We start from the raw sequence: 13,549 nt of genomic DNA, 5'->3' as shown, positions 1-13,549 counted from the left end.
GTGTCTGCTCCTTGACTGAAAAAAAGATCGAGCCTGCGGCCTGTCGCGCTGACAGGCCGTGGCCTCGAAGATGTTCAGTGAAAAAGAGCAGGCGGGTGCACTACATAGATATGGCGTTCGAACGAACCTTTCGCAAAACCCGCATCAAGGCCGTGAATGTTCGGGCAGCACCTCATCCAGCGTGCGGACCCAGGTGGAATAGGGGAGCTCTTTGCCAAACGTCGGGCTGAGGCTGACGGCGTAGGCCAGCATCAGCGACTTGCTCAATGTGAAGCCCTCTACCAGTTTCACGCATTGTTCCCGCAATAGACGCAGTGCGTTGTCGCCGAGGGGCGGGTGTTGGCTGAGGCCTTCACGGACGAGGTCCTGATAGATCTGGAGATGGTGGTCGCACAGCTCGGTCTTTTTCAGCTGATGCGCCGCGATGACCCGGGAGGGTTGCGTATCAAGGCGCCAGCGACGTGCCTTGAGGTGATAACTCAAGGTGCCGGGTGAGCCGTCCTTGAGGGCCATATGGGAAACCCTCAAGGACTCGGATGACACCTTGGTCAGTTCAGGCGGCAAGGGGGCGCTGGCATCGATCATGGGCGCCAGGTAGCGGCCATCCAGCGATTCGATGTAGACCCGCTCGAACAGGCTGTCGACCCCATAGACGACACCTTGTGCGGTAATCACCCGTATCCGGTCGACAAGGTCTTGCGCTGCATGGGCGGGAAGATGGATGACCGTTGCACCGATATGCAGTCGGTTGGACGCCAAGGTGATCTCGACCTGGCCGAGGGCCGTGGCATCGAGTTCCCAGGTGGACGCTTGGGGCAAGCGGGGATTGGCGCCAGCCAGTGCGCCCGGGGTGGACAGGCGCAGCGTCATGTTCGGGCTCAGGTGGACCAGGTAGGTCGCTCCTTGGCCGATCAGGACTTCGACGCCACTCTGTTGCGCGCGGGCCGTGAGCTTGGCGCAGGTCGCCCGGTGGCCCATGTAATGGGGTTTTTTATCCAGGGGTTGAAGGTAGGCGTAGCGCTTTCGGGTGGGCGTGAGCGCGTGAGGCGCCTCGGTTTTCCAGCTCACGGGCTCCTTGTTTATGAAGCGCTTGTCCAGCAACAGGCCATAGTCGGGAGCGGGTAGGGCCAGGCGGTAGGACGAACCGTCATTCATGACCAGGATGAACACATGCTGCGAAACCAGCGCAGAAAAGGCCCGGCGCCCGGTTGGCTTTATCCGCGCGGTATAGCGCTCATCGGAACTGGCCAGGTTGTTCAGGACGACCCGGTTTTCGCCGAAGTGCAGCGTCAGGCCACATTCGCCGTATCTGACGCTGTCCCCTTCGTCCTCCTGGGTGACATGAGCGTTGTAGTGGGCCTCGATCCGGGTCAGCTCGGTGCGGGTGTAGTCCAGGTGAAGCGTGGTGGAGCGGTCACTTTTGTGCTTGACGTTGAGGGTGGTGAGCCCGACCAGGCGGGAGACGTAATGGCTCGTGTCCCTGTCGTGGGCGATCGACACCTCGCTGCGATCATTGAGGATGCTCGGGTTTCGCGGTGTGCCTTGTTGCACCATGATGGCTTCGACGGCGAGCCGGTTGCCATCCTCGAGGCTGTCGGGCAAGTCGGGCACCCAGTGGAAGCCGTCTTGGGTGATGAAGGTCAGCCGGTTGTTTTGCAGTGCCCTTGGGTACGCCGTGTTGCGATAGACGTTGCTGACGGTCACGGTGCGAACGTCCCAGTCGTTTGCATCGAAACAGGCACTCATCACCAGGTTGCCCGCGTCAATCACCCAGCCATCGATCAGGTCCGCGCGCCAGTCCAGGGTGATGACGCTGGGGTCCAGGCCGTCTTCGCTGATCCAGACATGGCCGGGGCGGTGGGCGATGGCATAGACGTCATCGCCGGGGCCGCCGTCTGCGTTGCGGTTGCTGCCGCCGAGGATGAAAATCCGGTCATCCCCGGCGCCGGCCTCGATTGAGTCGTAACCGCGGGACTTGAGGGTGTTCGAACCGGCCGTTCCCTTGATGACGCTGGTCCCGCCTTCAAGGATTTCGACGTGTTCGATGCCTTCCAGGACGGTAGGGCGGTAGGTGTCGCTCGCTGCTTCAGAGGTTTGGGCGATGACGGAGACTTGCCCGGCCTCCAGGTCGACGTGATAACCCAGCCTCGGCGCCTGGGGGTTGCTGTTCCGGCCGGCCAATATCAGCGTGTCGCTGCCCGCGCCGCCCACCAGGCGATTGGGCGAGGGCGTTGGTGCTTGCGCGACGATGTCTGGCGAACCCTCGAAAATGAACACGTCATCTTTCGCGCCGCCGGTCAGCGTTTTGATACCGCTGCCGTAATGGAACACGTTCGGTTTGTTTTCCGCGCCCAGGAGGGTGTCGTTGCCACCGCCGATGTACCAATGGATGCCCTTGTGGTCCGCCGCCCCTTCGATGACGGCGCCGGGCGTTTCCTGCGTGACGCCGTTACGTGCGTCGAGGGTGTCATCGCTGTCCTTGATTTGCGGGCGCACGGTCGTCGCTGGATGGCGTTCACCGGTCCACCAGTTCCAGGTGTTGTAGGTCACCCGTTCGAGTTCGACGGTGAACCGGCCGTTCACGATCGCTTCAGTGCTGTGCTTTAACGGCCCCCTGAGCAGGTTCAAGGCGTTGGCCTGGAGTCGCCGGGTATGTTCGGCGCTTGCCTTGGCGACGATATAGCGATCGCGGATATCGTCATCCGGGTTGATCATCCAGAACGCGAACCAGCCCGTACGCAGGCGTTCGTGGACGGTGAGCTGCAGGTAGTCATCGATTTCATCGACTTGACGGATGGCGCCCCAGACCTGTGAGCCGACCATCAGGATCAGCCCGGCGGCCAGGCCCGCGGGACCGGCCGAAGTGAACCCGGCCAGCGCGGCGGCACCGAGGGTCACGGCCATGGCGGCACTGGTGACGCTCAAGGCGGCGCTGACGTAGTGATCGGTGGACTCCCTGCCGTCCGCGGTGGCGGCGGCCTTGAAGGCATCGACGGCGGCGATGAGGTCGAAAGGCAGGGTCAGCGCGCTGGCGATCAGGCCGCTTGCGCGGGCCAGCCGGAGGGCGAACGTGGTTTTGCCGAAGTCCTCCAGGGAACGCTGGCCGGCCTTGAGCATCTGGGTGGCCTGCCGGGTCACCAGCGCTTCGACGCCGATGGACGCCACCTCGGCGCTTACGCTGGCGCCATTGAACAGCGTCTGGTAGGCGTCCTGGTTGCGGATGGCGTCTTGCAGCCCTCGCAGGCCGCTGTAGATGCCGAAGGCCTGGAGGCCCAGGCCGGTAGGAATGAGCACATGGCTCTTGGCCTGGCTCAACCAGCTCAGCGACTGTTGCGCCCAGCCACGGCTGTCGAGGTTCTGGGCCAGCTTCAAGAGCCTGTCCAGCGTACTCCGGTGACTGCCCGGCTCAGCCTGGGTTTGCCCAGGTTGCTCCAGCAATGGGCGCGCGGCCCGGGAGCGTAGGCTCGCCATTTCGAAGAGCAGGGTGGGCAGGCGATAGTCGTTGGCATCGGTGGTGTGTGTCAGGCGGGTTTCAATGGCATCCGGATTGAGCTGCAATGAATCCAGGAAGAAGCCGCTGGGGGTGCGAAAGAATGTATTGTCGCCGTTCAGCGGCTGCCCATCGGTCGTCGCACCCAGTGCGTCCAGGGCCGAACGGGTGACGGCCACGGAGCCGATGTGGAAGGGGCCGTAAAGTTGATCGACGACCTCGAGCTGGGCTTGTCTGTGGGCGTGTTCGGGGCTGGGCGGTGCTTGATCGGTTGCTCGGAAATCGAGTGTCTCGGGCGTGTGCTCATTGGTGTGCAGACCCAGGTCCGCGACGACAACACCGTGGTCGTCGGCAGCGGAGTGGGGCAAGGTAACCTCGGCCATGATGAACTTCCTTGTTCAACGGTATGTGAATGGCCTTCTATGTAAGGTGTTTTCCCCGGGGTGTATATCGATGGGTTGTTGCCACGTTTTGCGAAGGCCTGCGGTCAGCAAGCCCGGGCCATTGTGGAGATCGGGGCTCAGTGGACGGACATCAGGGATGCCGCGCCCGCGCCGCCGAACAGGCTGGCGCTGATGCGATTGAACCAGCTCTGGCCCTTGCCCGTGCGCAGGTACCGCGCCGCGCCGTGTGCGCCGAGCCCGTAGGCCAGTTTGCACAGCAGGTCGAGGACGGTCCAGGTGGCGATCATGATCAACAACTGAGGCAGGAACGGCTGTTCGGCGCTCAGGAATTGCGGCAGGAAGGCGGCGAAGAACAGGATGTCCTTCGGGTTGCTGGCGCCCAGCACGAAGGCCCGACCGAAGAGTGCGCGAAAGCGCGGCACGGCGGCGGCCTGGGGCACTTCGGCGCCCTGGGATGGCTGGCGCGATTGCTGCCAGCTCTGCCAGGCCAGGTAGAACAGGTACAGCGCGCCGGCGATTTTCAGGCCACTGAACAGTTTTTCCGACGCCAGCAGCAATGCACCGAGCCCCAGCGCCGAGGCGCTCAGCAGGCAGATCGAGGCCATCACCCCGCCGAGGAACGCCGGGTAGGAGCGGCGCAGGCCGTAGTTCAGGCTGTTGCCGATCATCAGCAGCGACAGGGGACCGGGGATGAGGATTACCACCAGCGCGGCGCCACTGAACAACAGCCAGGTTTCCAGATTCATTGCTTTGCTCCTGATGTACAAAAGCCTCACCCGAGGGGTGAGGCGGGTGGATACGGTGTCGCTTACAAGAAGATGAACTTGGCGATGAAGATCGCGCAGAGCACCCACAGGCTGACGGAAATGTCCTTGTGCTTGCCGGCGCCGGCCTTGAGCACAACATAAGTGATGAAGCCCAGGGCGATGCCGTCGGCCACCGAGAACGTCAGGGGCATCATGATGGCCGTGACGATGGCCGGAATGCTGTCGGTCGGTTCGTCCCATTCGATGTGCGCCATGCCGCCCATCATCAGCATGGCGACGTAAATCAGCGCGCCGGCCGTGGCGTAGGCCGGGATCATCCCCGCCAGCGGAGCGAAGAACATGGCGGCAATAAATAACACACCGACGGTCACCGCGGTAAGCCCTGTCCGGCCACCGGCCGCGACGCCGGCCGCGCTTTCCACGTAGCTGGTCACCGGCGGCACACCGACCATGGCGCCGAATACGCTGGAGGCGCTGTCGGCCTTCAAGGCGCGGGACAGGTTCTCGATCTTGCCATCGGCTTTCACCAGGCCGGCACGCTGGGCGACGCCCATCAGGGTTCCAGCGGTGTCGAACATGTGCACGAACAGGAAGGCCAGCACCACGCTGATCATGCTGATGTTGAACACGCCGGCCACGTCCATCGCCATCCAGGTCGGGGCCAGGCTCGGTGGTGTCGACATGACGCCGTTGTACTGCACCAACCCCAGGCCCCAGCCGGCCAGGGTCACGGCGATGATGCTGATCAGGATCGCGCCGAACACGCGGTGATAACTGAGCACCGCGATCATCAGGAAGCACACCGCGGCCAGCAACGGCCCGGGTTCACGCAACGAGCCAAGCTTGATCAGGGTGGCGGGGCTGTCCACGACGATCCCGGCGGTTTTCAGGCCGATCAGCCCGAGGAACAACCCGACCCCCGCGCCCATGGCGAATCGCAGGCTCACCGGAATGCTGTTGAGCAGCCATTCGCGCACCCGTGACAGGGTCAAGAACATGAACAGCACACCGGATATGAACACCGCACCCAATGCGGTTTCCCAGTTGTAGCCCATGGTGCCGACCACCGTGTAGGTAAAGAAGGCGTTCAGGCCCATGCCCGGCGCCAGGCCCACCGGCCAGTTGGCGTACAGGCCCATCAACAGGCAGCCCAGGGCGGCGGCGATGCAGGTGGCGACGAACGCGGCACCGTGATCGATGCCGGCGTCGGCCATGATGTTGGGGTTGACGAAGATGATATAGGCCATGGTGATGAAGGTCGTCAGGCCGGCAATCAGCTCGGTCTTCACCGTGGTGCCATGCACGCTGAGTTTGAAGATGCGTTCCAGCCAGCCACTGCGTAGTGGCGGCGAGAGGTCCAGCGTCCGGGCTTCGGGTTTGCGGCTTTCCACAGCGAGTACTCCTCAAGAGTCTTATTGTTATTTCCAGCACCGCTAACGCCCGAGGGGTGGTTGCGATGCGTTGAGGCAGGTAAGGCTAGCGAGGTTTGTTGACCTATTGGTCAGGAACTCGCACGAGGCGAATTATGCTTTTGTATACAAATAATGCAAATAATGTTTTCTGTGTTGTCGACGAAATATCGGGTGATAGGGATATATCGACCTTGCGGGCGCTATCGCGAGCGAGCTCGCTCCCACAATGGGCTTTGGTGAATGCAAGATTTGTGTCTGGCGACGTCCCCTGTGGGAGCGAGCTTGCTCGCGATAGCGTCGGATCAGACGCCTTCAGTCGCCAGACTTGCCCAGTGCCAGGTTCACCGCCAACCATCCATTCACCGCCGCCTCACCAGCCTCGGCAAACACTCGCTCCAGTAACTTCACCTGCTCACGCCGCAAGGCCTGCTCAAAGCGCTCGCCTTCAGCGGTCAATTCCAGCAGCCGTTTGCGTTTGTCGGTCTCGGACGCGACGCTGTTCACCAGGTGCATTTCCATCAACTGCCGCAACGGCATGTTCAGCGCCTGTTTGCTCACCCCGAGCACCGCCAGCAACTCCTTCACGCTCAATGAGGGATAGCGGGCGATGAAAAAAACGATGCGCTGGTGGACCCGGCTCAATCCTCGGCGCTCGAGCATTTCATCGGCCTTGGCGGTGAACGCCTGGTAACCAAAGAAAAACGCTTCCATGGCCATTTGTTGGGACGTCGGGTTTTTAAGGTCAATCATGTTGACGTATCCAGAGAAGTCGGAGTAATTTCGGTCAACAAGTTTGACTCATTCTTCCAGTGACCCGCTACAGGTGACCCCATGGCTTTTTCCGAACGTGTCTCGCGCCTCAAAAGTTCTTTGATTCGAGAAATCCTCGCGGCGGCGCAGCGCCCTGAAGTGATGTCGTTCGCCGGCGGCCTGCCGGCCAAAGCCATGCTGCCGAAAGTGGAATGGGCAGCCATGCCGTTGTCCATGGGCCAATACGGCATGAGCGAAGGTGAGCCGGCTTTGCGCGAAGCCCTGGCGGCACAGGCGCGGGGGCTGGGTGTGGCCTGTGAGGCGAGTCAGGTGCTGGTGGTCAGCGGTTCCCAGCAGACCCTCGACCTGGCGGCCAAGTTGCACATCGACGTGGGCACCGAAGTGATGCTCGAAGCGCCGACGTATCTGGCGGCGTTGCAGATATTCCAGCTGTTCGGTGCCGATTGCATCACCGTGCCCCTGGAAGCCGACGGTCCGGACCTGAAGCAGCTGCGGGCTCGGTTGGAGCAGCATCGGCCAGCGTTCATCTACCTGATTCCGACGTTCCAGAACCCCTCGGCGGTGCGCTACAGCGAAGCCAAGCGCGATGCCGTGGCAGCGTTGCTGGACGAATTTGGCGTCACCCTGATCGAGGACGAACCCTACCGCGAGCTGACGTTCGATGGCGGCAGTGCCACGCCGATCGTCAGTCGCTTGAAGAAGGCCAGTTGGATCTACACCGGCACCGTGTCGAAAACCCTGTTGCCGGGGCTACGGGTGGGTTACCTGATCGCCAGCCCGGATTTGTTCCCGCACCTGCTGCGGCTCAAGCAGTCGGCGGACCTGCACACCAATCGCATCGGTCAGTGGCAGGCGTTGCAATGGATCGGCACCGAACAGTACCGCTGTCATTTGAGCGAGTTGAGGGGGTTCTACCGGGACCGTCGCGACCGGTTCCAGGCGGCGTTGCAAACGCACTTCTCGGATATCGCCGATTGGAGCGTGCCCCAGGGCGGGTTGTTTTTCTGGCTGACCCTCAGGCAACCACTGGACACCCGGAGCTTGCTTGCCGCCGCGCTGGCGGCCGACGTTGCCTTCATGCCGGGGGAGCCATTCTTCCCTGAGCCGGACCAGCATCCCGGGCACTTGCGCTTGAATTTCAGCCACATTGACCCGGCGCGGCTGGATGAAGGGCTCAAACGGTTGGCGGGAGTGGTGCGGGAGGCGTTGGCTGCAAAGGCAGCTTGATAGCAGGGGGCTTTGCGGTGGTTGTCGGGGCCCCATCGCGAGCAAGCTCGCTCCCACAGGGGATTTGTGGATGATTGCAGATTTTCAATCAACACCGGCCCCCTGTGGGAGCGAGCTTGCTCGCGATGAGGCCGGTAGTCACAGTAGAAAATGGTCAGGCTGCAGAGAACCGCTTATCCAGATATTCAATGATCACCTTGGACTCATACATCCAGGTGGTCTCGCCATTCTCTTCAATACGCAGGCACGGCACTTTGATCCTGCCGCCTTGCTCCAGCAGCGCCTGGCGATCCTGCTCGTTGTTTTTCGCATCGCGCAGGGCCACCGGCACATTGAGACGGCGCAGGGTACGGCGGGTCTTCACGCAGAACGGGCAGGCATGGAATTGATACAGCGTCAGGCTGCGGGCGGCCTGGTCGACCTGCGCCTGGGCGTCGGCCGGGCGCTGTTTCTTGCCAGGACGGGTGACGAAGTCGATGAAGATAATGAGCTGACCCAAGCCAACTCGAAGCGCTTTGACGATCACGGTATTCAGCCTCGCGGCAGGGAAGAAGAGGGCGCGCAGCTTACCTGATTTTTCACCGGCGAAAAAAAACCGGCGATCAATGCCGGTTTTCTTCATGCGACGGTTTACTTGATGAGGCTCAGGAACTCGCTGCGAGTGGCGGCGTTTTCCCGGAACTCGCCGAGCATCACCGAGGTGATCATCGACGAATTCTGCTTTTCCACACCGCGCATCATCATGCACATGTGCTTGGCCTCGATCACCACCGCCACGCCCAGGGCGCCGGTCACTTGCTGGACCGCATCGGCGATCTGGCGGCTGAGGTTCTCCTGGATCTGCAGGCGACGGGCATACATGTCGACGATGCGCGCGACTTTCGACAGCCCCAGTACCTTGCCGCTCGGGATGTAGGCCACGTGGGCCTTGCCGATGAAAGGCAGCAGGTGATGCTCGCACAACGAGTACAACTCGATGTCCTTGACCAGCACCATCTCGCTGTTGTCGGAGCTGAACAAGGCACCGTTGGTGACTTCTTCCAGGGTCTGCTCATAACCGCGGCAGAGGTACTGCATGGCCTTGGCAGCGCGCTTGGGCGTGTCGAGCAGGCCCTCGCGGGAAACGTCCTCGCCCAGTTGGCCGAGAATCGCGGTGTAATTCTGTTCCAGTGTCACGAAGGCTGATTCCATAAGGGTTTCAGGAGGGTACGTGTTCTGTTTGTACCCATTTTGTACCAATCAAGCTGTTTTCGAGTTTCCCGAGTGCGCCCCAGTCGGCGCTGGAGCTGATCCATCGGGCATGGGTCGAGGGCAACATCTGAACGCTGTGACCCAGTTGAGTGGCAATAAACGCAGGGTTCATACCCGTCATGGGGCACATGGTAGCGTATGTGTGTCGGCATTTGTATGGTCGACGCCATCTGGCTGTCACTGAACCGATGGACAGGCGTGCCAGTACCGAGGCCGCGTCAGCCTGGGGCATTGTTGTGTCCGGTGTGTGCTTGTTTCCTTGTCCGTCGCCGCGCCAATCGGATGAACGCGTGAGGCGCACCTTGATGACTGCCTTGGGGAGGGCGATAAGTGAATGCGCGCACAGGGACCCGGTGCGTTGACTAGATGCCCCGCCAGAAATGGACGGGGCGTTTTTCATTCGGGCTTGGAGGGGTTGCTCAGTATCCAAGGCGAACGATTTTCCGCGTTTACTTTCTACTCAACCTGAATGGCCTCGAATTAGAATTGGCGTTAGCATTTCATTCATCCGGCTTAAAAGCCTGTTTTTCAGATCAGGGTCACATTGTGGAAAAGCTAAAACGCCTTCAAAGCGGAATCGAAGGGCTCGACGCTCTGCTCAATGGAGGGCTGGTCGCGGGTGCCTCTTACATAGTCCAAGGTCGTCCAGGTTCGGGCAAGACTATCCTGGCCAATCAGCTTGGTTTCCATCACGTGCGCAATGGGGGCCGTGTTTTAGTCGCCACACTGCTGGCCGAGTCACATGACCGTCTTTTTCAGTTTCTCTCTACGCTGAGCTTTTTCGACTCATCCAAAGTCGGCGCTGAAATCCAATTCGTCAGTGCATTCGATACGCTGGAAAATGAAGGTTTGGATGAGGTAGTGAAACTGCTTCGGCGTGAGATCAGTCGGCAGAAGGCGACCGTCATGGTCGTCGATGGTTTGCTCAACGCGCGCTCCAAAGCCGACTCGCCTATCGACACCAAGAAGTTCATCCTGGAGCTGCAGGGCCATGCAGCGTTCGCCGGTTGTACCGTCTTGTTCCTCACCAGCTCGCGGCTTGACGACGGAAGCCCCGAACACACGATGGTGGATGGTGTGATCGAAATGGGGGAGGAGTTGTTCGGTACTCGCTCGGTACGGCGTATTCAAATGCGCAAGACGCGAGGCAGCAGTGCATTGACTGGCCTTCACGAGTGCGAAATCACGGATGATGGCTTGGTGGTCTATCCCCGCCTCGAGAGCTTGTACAGTCGCTCTTCCGCGCCTGACAGCGCAGACATGACGCGTATCGCCAGTGGTATTGATTCACTGGATGACATATTGGGCGGAGGCCTGCACAGCTCGAGTGTGTCCCTGGTCATGGGGCCCTCCGGGATCGGTAAAACGACGCTGGGTCTCAAGTTCTTGGCCCAGTCGACGCCCGATGCCCCGGGGCTGCATTTCGGATTCTATGAAAGCCCACAACGGCTGCGCCTCAAGGGCCGCTCCTTGGGCATCGATATCGAAGACATGGAAAAAAGCGGTGCCTTGAGCATCGTCTGGCAGCCCACCACCGAAGGGTTGTTGGATGGGCTCGGCTCAAGACTGCTGAGCATCGTCAAGGAAAAAGGTATCAAGCGCCTGTTCATCGATAGCCTGAGCGGAATGACAAGGGTGTCGACAAATCCCGGACGGATTACAGACTTCTACAGTGCGCTGATGAACGAACTGCGCTCCAGGGGGGTTACGGTATTCGCTTCCTGGGAGATGCGTGACCTGTTCGGTTCCGAGGTCAGCTCACCGAACTCTGACTTATCAAGCATCGTCGATAACCTGATGCTCATGCGTTTCTTTGAGCATCGCTCTGAACTAAGCAGAACGCTTTCCATTCTTAAGGTACGAGACAGCTCCTATGACCCCTCGCGATTTGAGGTGGTCATTCGCGATCAAGATGTTTTCCTGATAAAGGCTTTGAGCAATGAACCTCCAGTCTCCACTGAGTCCTTGCCTGGTTCAAAATCATAAGTCTTTGAGCAGGTTGAATTAGCATGACCACCATCCTGGTCGTAGACGACGAGTATTTGATTGCTGACATTCTCAGCTTCGCGCTAGAGGACGAGGGCTTCATGGTCGTAAAAGCCAGCAACGGTCGAAAAGGACTCGAGGTACTCGAAAGAGAGCGTCCGGCGTTGATTGTTACCGACTTCATGATGCCCGTCATGGACGGCCTGGAATTCGCTACGGCTGTGCGAGCCCTTGCGTCCACGACTCACCTGCCGATTATCTTGATGAGCGGTGCCCAGGCACACATTGGCATGGAGCGATCGGATCTGTTCGATGCCGTGCTGCCAAAGCCATTCGATATTGACTTGATTATCGCCGAAGTGAAAAAGCTCTTGGCTTCAGCGTAATACCCAGTCGGTAGGGCGTTGCGCGCCGCGAGTCAACGCGTGCCTGCGGCTTGGCAAGCGAAGGCTATTCGTCGCGGCCTTCCATCATGGTGCGCTTGAGCATTACGTAGACCGCCCCGGCGCCACCGTGTTTCGCCTGGCAGGAGGTGAAGCCCAGTACCTGGGGATGCTGGCGCAGCCAAGTGTTGACGTGGCTCTTGATCATCGGCCGCTTGCCGTCCAGGCGCACGGCTTTGCCATGGGTGACGCGCACGCAGCGAATTTCGAATCGGGTGGCCTCGGCCAGGAATGCCCAGAGGGTTTCCCGGGCTTTTTCGACGCTCATGCCGTGCAGGTCGAGACTGCCTTCGAAAGGGATCTGGCCGACCTTCAGCTTGCGCATCTGGCTTTCCTGGACGCCGTCCCGGGCCCACATCAACTCGTCTTCCGGCCCGACGTCGATCACGAACTGATCGGACAAGCCGTCCACGGTGGTGGCGTCGGTGCGCACGGTGGCGGCCTGGCGCAGCTTGGCGATTTGCGCGCGATCGGCCTTGGGCTTGCCGGTTTCGGCACGGTCGTGTTTGATCGGTTTTACGCCCTGGATCGCACTTTTGAACAGGGAAAAGTCGTCGTCTTGCATGTCAGCCTCCGCGAAGCCGGCCAGTTTACCCAACTCTGGCGGGATGAGGCGCGACAAAACGTCGGGTGGTGGGTCAGTCGTGTTTTTTCATCAGGTGAGGAGCCATGGCCAGCTCCAGGGATTGGCGGGCGCGACGGCGGCAGCGGCGCCAGAGCCAGACGCCCAGCAACAGCACAAGAAGACCGACTGCCAGGATGATCGCCGAACCCAGCGGCGTGGCGTTCAACTCGCCCAATGCGGGTGGACGGCCCAGCAGGCTGGCCGCACCGGCCATGGCCAGCAGTACACCGAGTGTTGCCAGGAGCGCAGCGATCGCCGCGCCGAAACGAAACCGCCAGTTGCTCGGGCCCTTGGGCCGCAAGCGACGTGCGTCAAAACCATCGGATAACTTCATTCCGACCTTCCTCAATGGGTATCGGCCCTTCGACCGGAAGATATTCGGGTTGTTCCTGAAGGTAGGGCAATTGCGGCAAACGAGAGGCTTTTGCGGATGAGCGGCGCAGTGAGCCGCTCATCCAGAGCATTCAGGTGAAGTCGCGGGTCAGGGCCAGGGTGGCGAAGTTGTCGGCCATGATCGCCATTTCAGTCTGTTGCACGTGCTCGGCGCTGAGGACGCCGCCCTTGTATGGCAGGTCGCGCGTGGCGCAGGCATCTTCCACCAGGGTACAGCGAAAGCCCAGGTTCTTGGCCGCGCGCACGGTGGTGCTGACGCTGGAGTGGCTCATGAACCCGCACACGATCAGGTCCAGGGGGCCGAAGTCTTCCAGGCGTTTTTTCAGTTCGGTGCCGTGGAAGGCGCTGGGCAGCAACTTTTCGACCACGGTTTCGTCACCCTGGGGTTCAAGTCCAGGAATGAACTCCCCACGTTCGCCTTGTGGATCGAACAGCCCGCCATGGGTGCCCAGGTGGCGCACATGCACGATCGGCCGGCCGGCTGCACGGGCCGCGCCGAGCAGTTGCTTGATGTTTGCGACGGCTGCATCCATGCCGCTCAGGGCCAAGGGCCCTGCGAGGTATTCCTTCTGGGCATCGATGATGATCAAGGTCGCTTGACTCAGATTGGCCGCTGCATAACCACGGCCGCTGAGTTGAAACATCGTTTTTGGAACGGACATTCTGGGGCTCCTTCGAGTGGGGCTTTTGCGACATTGTCCTCTGGCTGAGCGGTTCTGTGAATCGCTTCCATCGCAAGGGCCGCCGTTGCTGGCCTACAGCCTTGTCAAGATGCTCGTC

12 protein-coding genes are annotated in these 13,549 nt (G+C 60.7%); 3 read left to right on the top strand and 9 right to left on the bottom strand.

Going from position 1 to position 13,549, the window contains the following annotated elements; genetic code table 11:
* Nucleotides 1-144: 144 nt before the first annotated feature.
* The 4 genes from ACMTA2_RS24565 to ACMTA2_RS24550 form a co-directional block, all read right to left on the bottom strand.
* Nucleotides 145-3,873 carry a calcium-binding protein gene (locus ACMTA2_RS24565; protein WP_413792145.1) on the bottom strand — a complete coding sequence of 1,243 codons (3,729 nt, stop codon included), beginning with the start codon at nucleotides 3,871-3,873 and terminating at the stop codon, nucleotides 145-147.
* A 137-nt stretch (nucleotides 3,874-4,010) separates the two neighbouring features.
* Nucleotides 4,011-4,640, bottom strand: a complete 630-nt coding sequence (locus tag ACMTA2_RS24560) for a LysE family translocator (protein ID WP_413792144.1) — start codon at nucleotides 4,638-4,640, stop codon at nucleotides 4,011-4,013.
* Between the two features lie 62 nt (nucleotides 4,641-4,702).
* Entirely contained in the window at nucleotides 4,703-6,052 is a 1,350-nt protein-coding gene (locus ACMTA2_RS24555; protein ID WP_413792143.1) for an NCS2 family permease, read from the bottom strand.
* A gap of 333 nt (nucleotides 6,053-6,385) precedes the next feature.
* A complete protein-coding gene (locus ACMTA2_RS24550) occupies nucleotides 6,386-6,823 on the bottom strand; it encodes a MarR family winged helix-turn-helix transcriptional regulator (protein ID WP_413792142.1) in 438 nt (145 codons plus the stop codon).
* Between the two features lie 81 nt (nucleotides 6,824-6,904).
* Here ACMTA2_RS24550 and ACMTA2_RS24545 point away from each other — a divergent pair, with 81 nt between their 5' ends.
* Complete coding sequence (locus tag ACMTA2_RS24545) at nucleotides 6,905-8,071, top strand: aminotransferase-like domain-containing protein (protein WP_413792141.1); 1,167 nt, start codon at nucleotides 6,905-6,907, stop codon at nucleotides 8,069-8,071.
* Nucleotides 8,072-8,225: 154 nt separating this feature from the next.
* On the opposite strand, the gene ACMTA2_RS24540 is transcribed toward ACMTA2_RS24545, so the two are convergent.
* Entirely contained in the window at nucleotides 8,226-8,597 is a 372-nt protein-coding gene (locus ACMTA2_RS24540; RefSeq protein WP_413795715.1) for a glutathione S-transferase N-terminal domain-containing protein, read from the bottom strand.
* 104 nt (nucleotides 8,598-8,701) lie between these two features.
* Nucleotides 8,702-9,247 carry a GTP cyclohydrolase I FolE gene (folE, locus tag ACMTA2_RS24535; protein ID WP_010456659.1) on the bottom strand — a complete coding sequence of 182 codons (546 nt, stop codon included), beginning with the start codon at nucleotides 9,245-9,247 and terminating at the stop codon, nucleotides 8,702-8,704.
* Nucleotides 9,248-9,868: 621 nt separating this feature from the next.
* Here folE and ACMTA2_RS24530 point away from each other — a divergent pair.
* The gene (locus ACMTA2_RS24530; protein ID WP_413795714.1) at nucleotides 9,869-11,308 is read left to right on the top strand and encodes an ATPase domain-containing protein; all 1,440 of its coding nucleotides are present in this window, start codon (nucleotides 9,869-9,871) and stop codon (nucleotides 11,306-11,308) included.
* A gap of 23 nt (nucleotides 11,309-11,331) precedes the next feature.
* Nucleotides 11,332-11,694 carry a response regulator gene (locus ACMTA2_RS24525; protein WP_413792140.1) on the top strand — a complete coding sequence of 121 codons (363 nt, stop codon included), beginning with the start codon at nucleotides 11,332-11,334 and terminating at the stop codon, nucleotides 11,692-11,694.
* A 64-nt stretch (nucleotides 11,695-11,758) separates the two neighbouring features.
* Here ACMTA2_RS24525 and ACMTA2_RS24520 read toward each other — a convergent pair whose 3' ends face one another.
* The 3 genes from ACMTA2_RS24520 to ACMTA2_RS24510 form a co-directional block, all read right to left on the bottom strand.
* Nucleotides 11,759-12,316 (bottom strand): Smr/MutS family protein, encoded by a 558-nt coding sequence (locus ACMTA2_RS24520; protein ID WP_053146321.1) that lies wholly within the window; start codon nucleotides 12,314-12,316, stop codon nucleotides 11,759-11,761.
* Between the two features lie 73 nt (nucleotides 12,317-12,389).
* A complete protein-coding gene (locus ACMTA2_RS24515) occupies nucleotides 12,390-12,710 on the bottom strand; it encodes a hypothetical protein (protein ID WP_058546675.1) in 321 nt (106 codons plus the stop codon).
* 130 nt (nucleotides 12,711-12,840) lie between these two features.
* Entirely contained in the window at nucleotides 12,841-13,431 is a 591-nt protein-coding gene (locus ACMTA2_RS24510) for a cysteine hydrolase family protein (protein ID WP_024618514.1), read from the bottom strand.
* Nucleotides 13,432-13,549 lie beyond the last annotated feature (118 nt).

It is taken from the genome of Pseudomonas medicaginis, from assembly GCF_965119365.1.
Taxonomy (GTDB): Bacteria; Pseudomonadota; Gammaproteobacteria; order Pseudomonadales; family Pseudomonadaceae; genus Aquipseudomonas.
Note: the sequence above shows the minus strand (reverse complement) of the source record. Positions and strands in the feature narration are given on the sequence as shown.

Coding starts and splice junctions, on each gene's coding strand:
- ACMTA2_RS24565 (WP_413792145.1), bottom strand. CDS start 3,873: ATGGCCGAGGTTACCTTGCCCCACTCCGCTGCCGACGACCACGGTGTT.
- ACMTA2_RS24515 (WP_058546675.1), bottom strand. CDS start 12,710: ATGAAGTTATCCGATGGTTTTGACGCACGTCGCTTGCGGCCCAAGGGC.
- ACMTA2_RS24510 (WP_024618514.1), bottom strand. CDS start 13,431: ATGTCCGTTCCAAAAACGATGTTTCAACTCAGCGGCCGTGGTTATGCA.
- ACMTA2_RS24525 (WP_413792140.1), top strand. CDS start 11,332: ATGACCACCATCCTGGTCGTAGACGACGAGTATTTGATTGCTGACATT.
- ACMTA2_RS24550 (WP_413792142.1), bottom strand. CDS start 6,823: ATGATTGACCTTAAAAACCCGACGTCCCAACAAATGGCCATGGAAGCG.
- ACMTA2_RS24545 (WP_413792141.1), top strand. CDS start 6,905: ATGGCTTTTTCCGAACGTGTCTCGCGCCTCAAAAGTTCTTTGATTCGA.
- ACMTA2_RS24520 (WP_053146321.1), bottom strand. CDS start 12,316: ATGCAAGACGACGACTTTTCCCTGTTCAAAAGTGCGATCCAGGGCGTA.
- ACMTA2_RS24560 (WP_413792144.1), bottom strand. CDS start 4,640: ATGAATCTGGAAACCTGGCTGTTGTTCAGTGGCGCCGCGCTGGTGGTA.